The organism is Rathayibacter sp. AY1E8 (assembly GCF_002931415.1).
Taxonomy (GTDB): domain Bacteria; phylum Actinomycetota; class Actinomycetes; order Actinomycetales; family Microbacteriaceae; genus Rathayibacter.
Genome location: NZ_PSVI01000073.1, coordinates 1 through 13,876 on the forward strand (window position 1 = coordinate 1; position 13,876 = coordinate 13,876).

Here is a 13,876-nt window from a genome sequence, read left to right on the forward strand (position 1 = left end):
AAGCCGCTCCTCCGGCACCGCGAGTCGACGCTCCTCGGCACCGCCCTAGCAGCCGTGCGCGGAGCCGAGCGGAGGGTCGTGGCCGGACCGTCGTCGCTCGCACCGGCCGTCGACGGCGCCGAGCTCGTCCAGGAGGATCCGCCGTTCGGCGGCCCGGTCGCGGGCCTGGCCGCCGCGCTGCCCCTGCTCGACCGCCCGGGCGCTCCGGACTGGGTCGTCGTGCTCGCCGCCGATCTCGTCGCCCCCGCTCCCGCCGTGCACACCCTGCTCGAGGTCGCGTCGAACGCCGTCGAGGCCTCCCTCCTGGCCGTCGACGCGAGCGGCCGAGCCCAGCAGCTCCTCGGCGTGCACCGGCGAGCGGCCCTCGTCGAAGCGCTCACCGCGCTCGGCGATCCCGACGGCTCCTCGGTGCGCGCCCTCCTCCGGGACCTTCCCCCGCGGCTCGTGACGGTGCCCGGAGGGACGACCGACGACGTCGACGCGCCCGCCGACGCGCACCGGCACGGGATCGACCTGCCGGGCCCGCGCGGCGCAGACTGAGCGGATGGACGACACGACCGGCCCCCGCCCCTCCGCCTCCGACGGCGCCCGCCCCACGGAGGAGGTGCTCGCCGGCTGGTGGGCCGAGCTGTGCTCCGCGCTCGGCCTCAGCGAGGTCCCGGTGGACCCGGACGCCCTGCTCGCCCTCGCCGGTCGCGCGGCGCACGGAGTGGTCCGGCCGGCGGCTCCGCTGACCACGTTCCTCGCGGGCTACGCGGCGGGCCTGGCCGGGGGCGGCCGGGACGCGCTCGACGCGGCGCTCACGGCCTCGCACCGGGCGGTGGACGAGCGTACGCACGCCTCCTGAGACGCTACTCCACCGGCCTCGATCCGGCACCAGGCCGACGCCGTACGGTTCCCCCGAGTCCCGGTGCCGCGGCTCGGACCGAGAGCGGCGCAGGACTCCCGCGGCCGACTGCGCCGCGGTCGTCCATCTGAAGGAGCCCCGCATGTCAGGCAACAGAGCCGTCGCCTACAAGTCCCCCGGAGTCGTCGAGGTCATCGACATCGACTACCCCACCTTCGAGCTGAAGGACGGACCCGGCGTCAATCCGGCGAACATCGGGCGGAAGCTGCCGCACGGCGCCATCCTCCGCACCGTCTCCACCAACATCTGCGGCTCGGACCAGCACATGGTCCGCGGCCGCACCACCGCTCCGTCGGACCTCGTGCTCGGCCACGAGATCACCGGCGAGGTCGTGGAGGTCGGCCCCGACGTCGAGTTCGTCAAGGTCGGCGACATCGTGTCCGTGCCGTTCAACATCGCCTGCGGCCGCTGCCGCAACTGCAAGGAGCGCAAGACCGGCATCTGCCTCAACGTGAATCCGGACCGCCCGGGCAGCGCGTACGGCTACGTCGACATGGGCGGCTGGGTCGGCGGGCAGGCCGAGTACGTGATGGTCCCCTACGCCGACTGGAACCTCCTGGTGTTCCCGGACCGCGATCAGGCGCTCGAGAAGATCCTCGATCTGACGATGCTCTCGGACATCTTCCCGACGGGCTTCCACGGCGCGGTGACCGCCGGGGTCGGCGTCGGGTCCACGGTCTACGTCGCAGGAGCGGGACCGGTCGGACTCGCCGCGGCGGTCGGAGCGCAGCTGCTCGGAGCGGCCGTCGTGATCGTCGCGGACCTCAACGAGGAGCGTCTGGCGCAGGCGCGCTCCTTCGGCTGCGAGACGGTCGACGTCTCGAAGGGCGATCCGGCCGGCCAGATCGAGCAGATCCTCGGCGTGCCCGAGGTCGACTGCGGAGTGGACGCCGTCGGCTTCGAGGCGCACGGCAACGGCGCCGACTCGGGGAAGGAGGCGCCGGCGACGGTGCTGAACTCGCTGATGTCGATCACCGCGGCGGGCGGCGCCCTCGGCATCCCGGGCCTCTACGTCACGGGCGACCCGGGCGGAGTCGACGAGGCGGCCCAGGAGGGCTCGCTGTCGATCCGCCTCGGGCTCGGCTGGGCGAAGTCGCTGTCCTTCACCACGGGCCAGTGCCCTGTCATGAAGTACAACCGGCAGCTGATGATGGCGATCCTGCACGACCGGGTCCACATCGCCGACGCGGTCCAGGCCACCGCGATCAGCCTGGACGACGCTCCCCGCGGCTACGCCGACTTCGACAAGGGCGCCGCGAAGAAGTTCGTGCTGAACCCGAACGGCTACCTGGGATGACCGACGGGGCGGGTCCTGCCCAGGGCCCGCCCCGAGCCCCGGGAGAATGGACGGGATGAGCGCGCACGGGCACGAGGCGACCGACTGGGACGAGGCCAGGCGGATCGTCGGCGAAGCGGTGGCGCGCTCCGGCGTCTCGACCGTCCCCCTCCTCGACGCCCGCGGAGCCGTCCTCGACCGCGCCGTCACCGCCGCCCGGCCGCTCCCCCACTACGACTCCTCCGCCATGGACGGCTGGGCCGTGCGCGGACCCGGGCCCTGGCCGCTCGAGGACGGCACCGCCGCTCCGATCGTCACCGGAGCCGCCGTCCCCGACTGGAGCGACGCGGTGCTGCCGTCCGAGCAGGGCGCGGTCCGCGACGACCTACTCACGGCGCGGGCGCCCCTCCCGCCCGGCCGCCATGTCCGGCGCGCGGGCGACGAGGCCGCCCGCGGAGCCGTGCTGGTCGATGCCCGGACCCGCCTCACTCCCGCGCACCTCGCCCTGCTCGCGGTCGCCGGGGTCGACGCGCTCGACGTCCGCCCGCCCGCCGCGGTCGACCTGCTCCTCACGGGGGACGAGGTCGACACCGAGGGGATGCCGCCCGCCGGACGGGTGCGCGACGCGTTCACGCCGCTGCTGCCCGCGCTGGTCGAGCTCTCGGGCGGAGCCGTGGGAGAGGTCGTGCGCCGCGGCGACGACGAGGAGGCGATCGCACGGACGCTGCTGGCGGGCACGGCGCCGATCCTCCTCACGACGGGCGGGACCGGGCGCTCCCGGGTGGACGCGGTCCGTCGCGCCCTCGATGCGGTGGGCGCGCGCGTCCTCGTCGACGGCGTCGGAATGCGCCCCGGCCACCCGACCATGGCTGCGCTGCTGCCGGGCGGGACGCTGGTGATCGCGCTGCCGGGCAACCCGCTCGCCGCCCTGCTCGCGGCGGTCTCCTTCCTGCCGCCGGCCCTCGACGCGGCGTCCGGCGCCGCTGCCCGGCCCCTCGGCCGGGGCGTCCTCGCCGAGCCGCTCGGGCGCGCGGGGGCCACGGTGCTCGTGCCCGTCTCCTCCGGAGAGGACGGCTGGCGGGCCTCCGCGGGCATCCGCTCGCACATGCTCACCGGTCTCGCCGCCTCGGAGGCCGTCGCCGTCGTGCCCGCACCGGGAGCGGCAGCGGGCGACTCCGTGCGCCTGCTGCCGCTGCCCTGGTGAGGCCTACGCCGCCGGTTCGAGGCGGATCACGACCGACTTCGAGGTCGGCGTGTTGCTGATCTTCGCGGTCGAGTCCAGCGGCACGAGGACGTTCGTCTCGGGGTAGTAGGCGGCCGCGCAGCCGCGGGGCGTGTCGTACGCCACGACGCGGAACGCCTCCGCCCGCCGCTCGACGCCGTCGGGCCACTCCGAGACCAGGTCGACCATCGCGCCGTCCGCGAAGCCCAGCTCGGCGACGTCGTCGGCGTGGACGAACACCACCCGGCGGCCGTCGTGGATCCCGCGGTAGCGGTCGTCCTTGCCGTAGATCGTGGTGTTGAACTGGTCGTGCGAGCGCAGCGTCTGCAGCAGCAGCCTGCCCTCCGGAATCCGCGGGTACTCGAGCGGATTCGCGGTGAAGCGGGCCAGACCGGAGGGCGTGTCGAAGCGGCGCGCGTCGCGCGGCGGGTGCGGGAGGACGAAGCCGCCGGGCACGTCGATCCGGGCCTCGAAGCCGTCGAAACCGGGGACGACGTTGGCGATGTGCGAGCGGATGCGGCGGTAGTCGTCGCGCAGTCCCGCCCAGTCGACCCGGGGGACGTTCTCGCGGCCCTCGAGCAGCCGCTCCGCGATCCCCGTGAGGATCGCCACCTCCGAGCGCAGGCCCGGGCTCGGCGGGCGCAGGCGGCCCCGGGAGGCGTGCACGGCGCTCATCGAGTCCTCGACTGTGACCCGCTGCTCGCCCGAGCGCTGCACGTCGGAGTCGGTGCGGCCGAGGGTGGGCAGGATCAGCGCGCGCCGGCCGGTGACCACGTGCGAGCGGTTGAGCTTGGTCGAGACGTGCACGGTGAGGGCGAGCGAGCGCATCGCCGCCTCTGTCACTCCGCTGTCGGGCGTCGCCCGGGCGAAGTTGCCGCCGAGCCCCATGAACACGCGGGCCTTCCCGTCGCGCATCGCCCGGATCGCGGCGACCGTGTCCGTCCCGTGCACGCGCGGGGAGGAGAAGGAGAACTCGCGGTCGAGCGCGTCGTGGAAGGAGTCCGGCATCCGCTCGAAGATGCCCATCGTGCGGTCGCCCTGCACGTTCGAGTGGCCGCGCACCGGGCAGACGCCCGCGCCGGGCTTGCCGATGTTGCCGGTGAGCAGGAGCACGTTGACGACGTCCTTGAGCGTCGCGACCGAGTGCGCGTGCTGCGTGAGGCCCATCGCCCAGCAGACGACGGTGCCCTCGGACGCCGCGATCAGCTCGGCGACGGTGCGGATGCACGTCTCGTCGATCCCGCTCGCCCGCTCGATCTCGTCCCACTGGACCTCCCGCAGCCCGTGGAGGTACTCGGCGAGGCCGCCGGTGCTCTCGCGGATGAAGGCGTGGTCGAAGACGTCGCCGCGCGCCTCCTCCGCCTCGAGCAGCGCCTTGCCCAGACCCTGGAACAGGGCCTGGTCGCCGCCCAGCCGGACCTGGAGGAAGTGGTCGGCGAGGGCCGTGCCGTCGCCCAGGGTGCCGCGGACGGTCTGCGGGTTCTGGAAGCGGAGCAGCCCCGCCTCCGGCAGCGGATTCACGGCCACGATGGTGCCGCCGGCGCGCTTGGCGCGCTCCAGCGCGGTCAGCATCCGCGGGTGGTTCGTTCCGGGGTTCTGGCCGGCGACGATGATCAGCGGTGCCCGCTCCACGTCGCGCAGGCTCACCGAGCCCTTGCCGATCCCGATCGTCTCAGTGAGGGCCGATCCGCTGGACTCGTGGCACATGTTCGAGCAGTCGGGCAGGTTGTTCGTGCCGAAGCCGCGGACCATCAGCTGGTAGACGAAGGCCGACTCGTTCGAGGTCCGGCCGGACGTGTAGAAGATCGCCTCGTCGGGGCTCGCGCAGGCCCGCAGCTCCTCAGCCACGAGGTCGAGCGCCTCATCCCAGCCCACCGGCCGGTAGTGCGTGGCGCCCTCCTCGAGCAGCATCGGCTCCGTCAGCCGGCCCTGCTGGCCGAGCGCGAAGTCGTCCCACTCCTCCAGCTCCGCGACGGGGTGCGCGGCGAAGAAGGCCGATGTGACGGTGCGGAGCGTGGCCTCCTCGGCGACCGCCTTCGCTCCGTTCTCGCAGAACTCGGCGACGTGGCGCTTGTCGCCCTCCGGCCAGGCGCAGCCCGGGCAGTCGAATCCGGTCTTCTGGTTCACCCGCAGGAGCGTCTCGGCGCTGCGCACCGGGCCCATCTGCTTGAGCGAGATCTCGAGGGCGTGGGCGACGCCGGGGATCCCGACGGCGCGTCTCTTCGGCGACCGGACGGAGAGGCGGCTCTCGTCGATCGGACTCTCGCGGGGCTCGGCGTCATCGACCATTCCTGCATCGTACGTCCGCACCCCGGCATCGCTCCCGGTTCCCGGTGGGAGGATGACCTCCACCGCCTGAGGAGACCCATGAGCCGCAGTGTCGCCCGCACCCGCCTGACCGCCGTCCGCGCCGACGATCCGCCCCGCCGTCGCGAGGACGTCCTGGCCGTCGAGGAGCCGCTCGAGATCCGCGTCGGCGGACGGCGCTTCAGCGTGACCATGCGCACGCCCGGCGACGACTTCGACCTGGTCGCGGGATTCCTGGTGTCCGAGGGGGTGCTCACAGAGTCGGAGCAGCTGGCGGCGATGCGCTACTGCGCGAGCGGCTCCGGGCCGGGCGAGAACACGTACAACGTGGTCGACGCGAGCGTTCGCGGCGGGCGGGAGGCCGTGCTGCTCGAGCGCGAGCGGTCGGTGTACACGACGAGCTCGTGCGGAGTGTGCGGGCTCGCGTCACTCGAGGCGGTCGCCACCGACTCGGCGTGGAGCGTCGCGGAGGACGACCTGCGGGTCGAGCGGGAGCTGCTGGTCTCGCTCCCCGATCGGCTCCGCGAGGCGCAGGCGGTGTTCGAGCGGACGGGCGGCGTCCACGCGGCCGGGCTGTTCGACGCGGACGGCTCGCTGCTGGTGCTCCGGGAGGACGTCGGGCGGCACAACGCCGTGGACAAGGTGGTCGGCTGGGGGCTCCGGGAGGGGCGGCTGCCATTGCGGGGGACGCTGCTGCAGGTGTCGGGGCGCGCCTCGTTCGAGCTGGTGCAGAAGGCCGTGATGGCCGGCATCCCCCTGCTCGCCGCGGTCGGTGCCCCGTCGTCGCTGGCGGTGGACCTGGCTCGCGACTCCGGCCTCACCCTGATCGGCTTCAGCCGCGGCTCCGGCTTCAACCTCTACGCGGGCGACGCGCGCCTGCTGCCCTGAGCCGGGGCTCCTCAGCCGGCTCCTGCCGATGGAGCAGCCCGCACAGCGGCCGCATCGAGATCCCCCTCGTACTCGGTGGCTCTCGCCACGCCGCGTCCCGCGGCTACTCGACCAGCGAGGGTCGCCGCGTGTTCGGCAGAGGGCCGCGACCCGGAATCGGGTGCGAGCGATTCAGGGCAGCCCGACAAGACCCGCTCTGCGCAACGCAGGCCCACGAGAAGCCGACCGCGGTCGTGCAGCGGGCCACCGCTGCACGACGAGCGAGCACCGCCGCGTGCCAGCGATTCAGGGCAGCCCGACGTACCCGGCTCTGCGCGATGCAGGCCCACGAGAAGCCGACCGCGGTCGCGCAACGGGCCACCGCCGCACGACGAGCGGGCACCGCCGCGTGCGAGCGATTCAGGGCAGCCCGACAGGACCCGCTCCACGGGAGCCGCCACCCCTGGAAGCCGGCCGCGAGTCGTGTCGCGGCTCCGCCGCTACACGACCGACAAGGACTGCCGGGCGATCTCCAGCTCCTCGTTCGTGGGGATGACGAGGACGGCGACGCGGGAGTCGTCGGTGGAGATGCGGCGGGCGCCGCGGTCGGAGGACGTGTTGCGCTCGGGGTCGAGCTCGATGCCCAGGCCCTCGAGGCCGCGGAGGGCGCCGGCGCGGACGGCGGCGACGTTCTCGCCGACTCCCGCCGTGAACACCACGGCGTCGACGCGGCCCAGCTGGGCGTAGAAGGCCCCGATGTAGTGGCGGAGGCGGTGGTAGTAGACCTCGAGCCCGGCGCGGGCCTGCTCGTCGCCGGCCTCGGCCGCCTCCTGGACGTCGCGCATGTCGCCGCGACCCGTGAGGCCGAGGAGGCCGCTTCGGCGGTTGAGGAGGGTGTCGAGCTCGTCGATCGAGAGGCCCGCCTTGCGGGCCAGGTGGAAGACGACGGCCGGGTCGAGGTCGCCGGAGCGGGTGCCCATCACCAGGCCCTCGAGCGGGGTCATGCCCATCGAGGTCTCGACGGAGACGCCGCCGTCGACGGCGCAGGCGGACGCTCCGTTGCCCAGGTGCAGGACGATCGACTTCAGGTCGGAGCGGCGGCGGCCGAGGTAGGCGGCGGCGGCCTCCGAGACGAACTTGTGCGAGGTGCCGTGGAAGCCGTAGCGGCGGACGCGGTGCTTCTCGGCGAGCTCGGCGGGCAGCGCGTAGGTCGACGCCTCGGCCGGGATCGTGTGGTGGAAGGCGGTGTCGAAGACGGCGACGTGCGGGACGTCCGGGAAGGCGTTCTGCGCCGCCTCGATGCCCTCGAGGTTCGCGGGGTTGTGCAGCGGGGCGAGGTCGGCGAGGTCCTCGATGTTGATCTTGACCAGGTCGGTGACGACGGTGGGCTCGAAGAAGCGCTTGCCGCCGTGCACGACGCGGTGGCCCACGGCGACGGGAGGGAACTCGTCGAGGCTCGGGCCGTGCTCGCCGAACGCGCGGATCATCGCGTCGAAGCCGGCGGTGTGGTCGGGGATCGGCCCCTCGATCTCGAACGACTCCCCGTCGCGGGTGTGCTTCGTGCGGCCGGTGTCCTCGCCGATCCGCTCGACGAGGCCGCTGGCGAGCGTCTCCTCGGTGGTCATCTCGATGAGCTGGTACTTGAACGACGACGATCCGCTGTTGACGACGAGGACGACGGACATGAGGGGACTCCTGGGGTGATCGGGGTCGGGAGGGGCGGCGGCGGGGTCGCCGCTAGCGCACTACGGGGATGGCGGCGGTGGGCGGGACGATGGCCTGGGTGGCGGCCTGGATGGCCGTGATCGCGACGGTGTTGACGATGTCCTGCACGAGCGCGCCGCGCGAGAGGTCGTTGACCGGCTTGCGCAGACCCTGGAGTACCGGTCCGATGGCGACGGCGCCGGCCGAGCGCTGCACGGCCTTGTAGGTGTTGTTGCCCGTGTTGAGGTCGGGGAAGATGAACACCGTCGCGCGCCCGGCGACCTGGGAGCCGGGCATCTTCGAGGCCGCGACCGCCGCGTCGGCCGCCGCGTCGTACTGGATCGGGCCCTCGACGAGCAGGTCGGGCCGGCGCTCGCGCACCAGAGCCGTCGCCGCGCGGACCTTCTCGACGTCGGCGCCGGCTCCGCTCTCGCCGGTGGAGTAGGAGAGCATCGCGATGCGGGGGTCGATCCCGAACTGCTGGGCGGTCTCGGCGGACGAGATCGCGATGTCGGCGAGCTGCGCCTCGGTGGGGTCGGGGTTCACCGCGCAGTCGCCGTAGACCAGCACGCGGTCGGCGAGCGCCATCAGGAACACGCTCGAGACGACGGAGACGCCCGGGCTCGTCTTGATGATCTCGAAGCCGGGGCGGATGGTGTGCGCGGTCGTGTGCGCGGCTCCCGAGACCATCCCGTCGGCCAGGCCGAGCTGCACCATCATCGTGCCGAAGTAGGAGACGTCCGTGACGGTGTCGTAGGCGTGGTCGTAGGTGATGCCCTTGTGCGCGCGGATGCGGGCGTACTCCTCGGCGAAGCGCGCGCGGTGCTCGGGGTCGAGGGTGCTCAGCACGCGCGCGCCGTCGAGGTCGAGGCCGAGGCCCGCCGCACGGGCGCGGATCTCGGCCTCCTCGCCGAGGATCGTGAGCCGGGCGATGCCGCGCTTGAGCACGGTCGCGGCGGCACGGAGGATCCGGTCGTCGCCGCCCTCGGGCAGGACGATGTGGCGGTCGGCGATGCGCGCGCGCTCGATCAGCCCGTACTCGAACATCAGCGGCGTGACGACCTCGGACCGGCCGACGTCGAGGAGGGTGAGCAGCTCGACCGCGTCGACCGCCTCCTGGAAGAGGGCGAGGGAGGTGTCGCGCTTGCGCGGGGAGTCGGCCGCCAGGCGGCCGCGGGCCGCGGTGACGCGGACGGCGGTGTCGTAGGTGCCGAGCTCGGTCATCACGATCGGCACGCGGCTGTCGACGCCCTCGATCAGCCGGACGATCGGCTCCGGCAGCTCGAAGCCGCCGTTGAGGATGATGCCGGTGACCGTGGGGAACGTGCCGGAGGCGTACGCCATGATCACGGCGAGGACGACCTCGGGCCGGTCGCCGGGGACGATCACGACGCCGCCCTCGGTGAGCCGCGGCAGGACGTTCACCATCGACATGCCGGCGATCACCACGCCGAGCGCCTCGCGGCCGAGCAGCTCCGGTTCGCCCGCGACGACGACGCCGTCGACCGCCTCGACCAGGCGGGACAGGCTCGGAGCGACGAGGAACGGATCCTCGCGGATCGCCCAGACCGGGACGGTGGCGGGGATGCTCTCGCGGATCGCGGCGACGGCGTCGGCGGCGGTGTCGGGATCGGCGCGGTTCGCGATCACTCCGATGAGGCTCGCGTGGGCCGTGCGCAGCTCGACCGAGGCGAGCTCCGTGATCTGGCGCATCTCCTCCGGCGTGCGCGCGGGAGCCTGGCCCAGCTGCTCGCTGCGGGACGAGTCCCGGCCGGTGAGGACGAGCAGGACCGGGGCACCGAGGTTGGCGGCGATGCGGGCGTTGTAGCCGAGCTCGGTGGGGCTGCCGACGTCCGTGTAGTCGGAGCCGAGGATGACGACGGCGTCGCACCGGGCCTCGACGCCCTTGTACCGCTCGACGATCCGCGAGAGCGCCGCCTCGCCGTCGGCGTGGACGTCCTCGTAGGTGACGCCGATGCAGTCCTCGTAGGCGAGGCCCGAGTCGGAGTGGCCGAGCAGCATCTCGAGCACGTAGTCCGGCTCGGAGGTGGAGCGGGCGATCGGGCGGACGACGCCGACCCGCTGCACCTGGCTGCTGAGCGCATCGAGGACGCCGAGGGCGACCGTGGACTTGCCCGAATGACCTTCGGCGGACGAGATGTAGATGCTCTGAACCATCGGATCCAGCCTACCGAGGGGGTCCCTCCGCCTGGCTGAGTAGAGGCCAGGGATGGGAGGGCGTGCATGCGGCGCTGCTGTGGAGGAGCTTCCTCGAGCGGTGCAAGCCGGCAGTGCGGTGGCGCGGACGCCGGGCGGCGGAGCAGGCGGCCCCGTCAGTCCGGCGGCCCTGCGGACGAGCGGCCCTTGAAAGAAACTGCCGGTTAACGGAAGAAGACCCCCCGCGCACCCGCCAGAGCCCGGTTACCCTTGCTGCGTTTCCGCCCTGGGGGAGTTGGCCTGGATGGCGCCACGCGGGGAGCCGGGTGACAGTCTAACCGACGACGGCGGCCGAGGAGAGCGGGGCGTGTCGGGGTCGTGGTCAGCGGGAGCCTCCGACACCGGCTAGTATCGATGAGTCGCGGCTCAGGTCGTGCCAGGAGGATTCGCCTAGTGGCCTATGGCGCACGCTTGGAAAGCGTGTTGGGTGAAAGCCCTCGGGGGTTCGAATCCCCCATCCTCCGCGAACGGTGTCCGTTGCTCTCGCCAGCACGGGCACCGTTTTGTTTAACCGGTGCGGGCGATCGTCGAGGCCCGGTCGACCGGTGCAGGCGTCCATCGGAGCGGCGCGCTCACGCAACGCCGGGTTCGCGCCGCCGGCGCACACGCAGCCGTAGCCGACGACCTCGCGCCGATTGCGGGAGATCAGCCGTAGAGGTGGTTCGTCCGCGCGCAGGAGTCGGAGCAGAACGCGCCACGACGGGCGACGAGCGGGGCCGAGCAGGCGGCGCAGACGGGGCGGAAGAAGAGTTCGGCTGTGGATCGCGACATGATCCGACCGTAGGTGCCGGTCCCGGATCGTGCCCGTCGCCATCCGTATTACGACGACGCGGACGACAGGGCGGCGATACGGACCCTCCGGCGACGCCGACCGTCAGTCGGCGATGCGCTCGAGCCATTCGTCGAGCAGGAGCCGCTCCCCCGCGCTGAGGGGCTCGATCTGCGGCAGCGCCGTCCGCAGGGCGACGGCGTGCGCGACGACCGCACGGGCGGCGGGATCGGTGGGGCCCGCCTCCGCCGTGGTGATCGCCGCGAGGACGGACTCGCGCGAGCGGGACGAGAGCTCGTCGTCGGGGTCGGCGAGGGCGGTCAGCGTGAGGGTGCAGCCGAGCGCGGCCGACTGGAGCAGGCGGGAGGCACGCTCGACGTCGACGGTGAGGCGGCCGGCTTCGGCGACGGCCCGGACCGCGTCGAGGAGGACGCCCCGGGACAGGCGCGCCGCCTCCGACTCCTCCCCCGGCCGTGCGGTGAACATCAGCGCGTAGAGGTGCGGTTCGGCGAGTCCGAAGGCGACGTGGTGATCCCAGGCGGCACGGAGCGCGTCGACCGGGTCGGCCGGCGCCTCGCTCCGCTCGAAGTCGGCGAGGGCCGTGGCGAATCCGGCTGCGGCGGCCGAGTCGAGCAGCCCGCGCAGGTCGCCGAACGTCCGGTAGATCGTGGGGGCCTGCACCCCCGCCGCCGCGCTGATCGCCCGCGTCGACACCGCGTCCCGCCCGCCGTCCGCCAGCAGCTCGACCGTCGCTCGGAGGATCCGCTCCCGCGTCGTCCCGCTCTCACTCATGCTACCGACGCTAACACGCTCCCGTTAGCGCCTCGTCTCCCCGAGCGGCCCGGGTCGCGTCAGCGCCGTCGGGCGGTCCCGAAGATCCCGCGGACCACCTCGCGCAGCAGCGTCCTGCCGGCGCTCGAGCCCAGCACCTCCTCGACGACCGTCTTGTCGCGGCGGGTGGTGCGGGTCCCGCGGGAGGTCGGTGCCGTGCGCCGTCGGGAGCGCTCGGCGGCCTGGTCGGCGGCGCGCTCGGCGGCGGCCCGCTCCTTCGCGCGGCGGGCGGCGTCCGCGGTCTCCTCCTTGGCGCGACGCGCGTCCTCCTTCGCGCGGCGGGCGTCGTCGGCGGCCTGCTGCTCGGCGGCGGCGCGGGCCTCCTCGGCGTCGGCGGCGGCGTCGAGCCGGCGGGTGAGGATCTCGCGGGCGGAGTCGCGGTCGAGGGGCGTGCCGTAGCGCGCGAGGAGCGGGGACCTCTGGACGCTCGCCTCGCGGTCGGCCTCGGGGGTGGGCTTCATCGAGCCGAGCGGGGCGCGGAGACGCGTCCAGGCGACCGGGGTCGGGGCGCCGCGCTCGTTCATGACCGTCACGATCGCCTCGCCGATGGGGAGCGCCTGGAGGACCTCGCCGAGGTCGTAGTCGCTCTCGGGGTAGGTCGAGACGGTGGCGCGGAGGGCCTTGGCATCGTCCGGCGTGTGCGCGCGGAGCTGGTGCTGCACGCGGGAGCCGAGCTGGGCGAGGACGTCGCCGGGCACGTCCTTCGGGGTCTGCGTGACGAAGACGATGCCGACGCCCTTGGAGCGGATGAGGCGCACGGTCTGGGTGATCGCGGCGAGGAAGTCCTTCGACGCGTCGCGGAAGAGCAGGTGCGCCTCGTCGAAGAAGAACACCAGCTTCGGCTTGTCGAGGTCGCCGACCTCCGGCAGGTCGTTGAAGAGGTCGGCGAGGAGCCACATCAGGAAGGTGGAGAACAGAGCCGGTCGGTCGGCGACTCCGGGGACCTCGAGGAGGCTGACGACGCCGCGCCCGTCGGCGGCGAGGCGGAGGAACTCGGCCGTGTCGATCTCGGGCTCGCCGAAGAACACGTCGGCGCCCTGGTCGGCGAACGCGATCAGCTCGCGGAGGATCACGCCGGCGGTCGCCTTGGACAGCCCGCCGAGCTCGGCGAGCTCCGCCTTGCCCTCGTCGCCGACGAGGTAGGTGAGCACGGCGCGGAGGTCGGACAGGTCGACGAGCGGGAGACCGGCGCTCTCGGCGTAGTGGAAGACGAGACCGAGGCTCGACTCCTGCGTGTGGTTGAGGCCGAGCACCTTCGCGAGCAGCAGCGCGCCGAATCCCGTCACGGTGGCGCGGACGGGGACGCCGGTGCCGATGCCGCCGAGCGCGAAGTACTCGGCGGGGGCCGCCTCCGCCCGCCAGTCCTGGCCGATGCCGCGGGTGCGGGCGAGCAGCGCGTCGGTCGCGGTGCCCGGAGTGGCGAGGCCGGAGAGGTCGCCCTTGATGTCCGCAGCGAAGACGGGGACGCCGTGGGCCGAGAGCTGCTCGGCGAGGACCTGCAGCGTCTTCGTCTTGCCGGTGCCGGTCGCGCCGACGACGAGGCCGTGCCGGTTGAGCATGCCGAGCGGGATGCGGACGGGCACGTCGATCCGCGCGTCGCCGTTGACGAGGGCGCCGAGCTCGAGGGCCGGGCCGGTGAACGCGTACCCGGCGCGCACGGCGTCGACGGCGCTCTCGGGGAGCGGACCGGCGCCGGAGTGCTCGGGCCGGAGGCGTTCAGCGCCGACCCGTTCCTCGAGCTGATGGCCCGCCCCGAGGCCGACGGCGGGTACGGAC

Annotated in this window: 11 protein-coding genes, 1 tRNA gene and 1 other RNA gene; 6 read left to right on the forward strand and 7 right to left on the reverse strand. The window is 73.4% G+C overall.

Going from position 1 to position 13,876, the window contains the following annotated elements; translation table 11 throughout:
* The 4 genes from C5C74_RS15520 to C5C74_RS15535 all read left to right on the forward strand — a co-directional run.
* A partial coding sequence (locus tag C5C74_RS15520; RefSeq protein WP_104351853.1) for a molybdenum cofactor guanylyltransferase occupies nt 1-540 on the forward strand: 540 nt, incomplete at its 5' end.
* Nucleotides 541-544: 4 nt separating this feature from the next.
* Complete coding sequence (locus tag C5C74_RS15525) at nt 545-847, forward strand: DUF6457 domain-containing protein (RefSeq protein WP_219813084.1); 303 nt, start codon at nt 545-547, stop codon at nt 845-847.
* Nucleotides 848-989: 142 nt separating this feature from the next.
* Nucleotides 990-2,204 carry a formaldehyde dehydrogenase, glutathione-independent gene (gene fdhA / locus C5C74_RS15530; protein WP_104225123.1) on the forward strand — a complete coding sequence of 405 codons (1,215 nt, stop codon included), beginning with the start codon at nt 990-992 and terminating at the stop codon, nt 2,202-2,204.
* Nucleotides 2,205-2,259: 55 nt separating this feature from the next.
* Nucleotides 2,260-3,387: a molybdopterin molybdotransferase MoeA gene (locus tag C5C74_RS15535; protein ID WP_181134718.1), complete on the forward strand. Its 1,128-nt coding sequence runs from the start codon at nt 2,260-2,262 to the stop codon at nt 3,385-3,387.
* A gap of 3 nt (nt 3,388-3,390) precedes the next feature.
* Here C5C74_RS15535 and C5C74_RS15540 read toward each other — a convergent pair whose 3' ends face one another.
* A complete protein-coding gene (locus tag C5C74_RS15540; protein WP_104351855.1) occupies nt 3,391-5,694 on the reverse strand; it encodes an FdhF/YdeP family oxidoreductase in 2,304 nt (767 codons plus the stop codon).
* Between the two features lie 78 nt (nt 5,695-5,772).
* On the opposite strand from C5C74_RS15540, the gene fdhD reads away from it, so the two are divergent.
* A complete protein-coding gene (fdhD, locus tag C5C74_RS15545; RefSeq protein WP_104225120.1) occupies nt 5,773-6,600 on the forward strand; it encodes a formate dehydrogenase accessory sulfurtransferase FdhD in 828 nt (275 codons plus the stop codon).
* 479 nt (nt 6,601-7,079) lie between these two features.
* Here the strand turns inward: fdhD and C5C74_RS15550 are convergent, their stop codons facing one another.
* From C5C74_RS15550 to ffs, 3 genes are all read right to left on the reverse strand, one after another.
* Entirely contained in the window at nt 7,080-8,264 is a 1,185-nt protein-coding gene (locus C5C74_RS15550) for an acetate/propionate family kinase (protein ID WP_104351856.1), read from the reverse strand.
* A 52-nt stretch (nt 8,265-8,316) separates the two neighbouring features.
* Entirely contained in the window at nt 8,317-10,461 is a 2,145-nt protein-coding gene (gene pta, locus C5C74_RS15555) for a phosphate acetyltransferase (RefSeq protein ID WP_104351857.1), read from the reverse strand.
* 209 nt (nt 10,462-10,670) lie between these two features.
* Nucleotides 10,671-10,767: signal recognition particle sRNA small type (gene ffs / locus C5C74_RS15560), an RNA gene on the reverse strand.
* A 112-nt stretch (nt 10,768-10,879) separates the two neighbouring features.
* Here ffs and C5C74_RS15565 point away from each other — a divergent pair.
* Nucleotides 10,880-10,964 (forward strand) — tRNA-Ser (locus tag C5C74_RS15565).
* A 181-nt stretch (nt 10,965-11,145) separates the two neighbouring features.
* Here C5C74_RS15565 and C5C74_RS17935 read toward each other — a convergent pair.
* The 3 genes from C5C74_RS17935 to C5C74_RS15575 all read right to left on the reverse strand — a co-directional run bounded on the left by C5C74_RS17935 (nt 11,146) and on the right by C5C74_RS15575 (nt 13,758).
* Nucleotides 11,146-11,271, reverse strand: a complete 126-nt coding sequence (locus C5C74_RS17935) for a hypothetical protein (protein WP_258064212.1) — start codon at nt 11,269-11,271, stop codon at nt 11,146-11,148.
* 103 nt (nt 11,272-11,374) lie between these two features.
* Nucleotides 11,375-12,061: a TetR/AcrR family transcriptional regulator gene (locus C5C74_RS15570; RefSeq protein ID WP_104227474.1), complete on the reverse strand. Its 687-nt coding sequence runs from the start codon at nt 12,059-12,061 to the stop codon at nt 11,375-11,377.
* A 59-nt stretch (nt 12,062-12,120) separates the two neighbouring features.
* Nucleotides 12,121-13,758: a helicase HerA-like domain-containing protein gene (locus C5C74_RS15575; RefSeq protein WP_104239659.1), complete on the reverse strand. Its 1,638-nt coding sequence runs from the start codon at nt 13,756-13,758 to the stop codon at nt 12,121-12,123.
* Between the last annotated feature and the right edge of the window lie 118 nt (nt 13,759-13,876).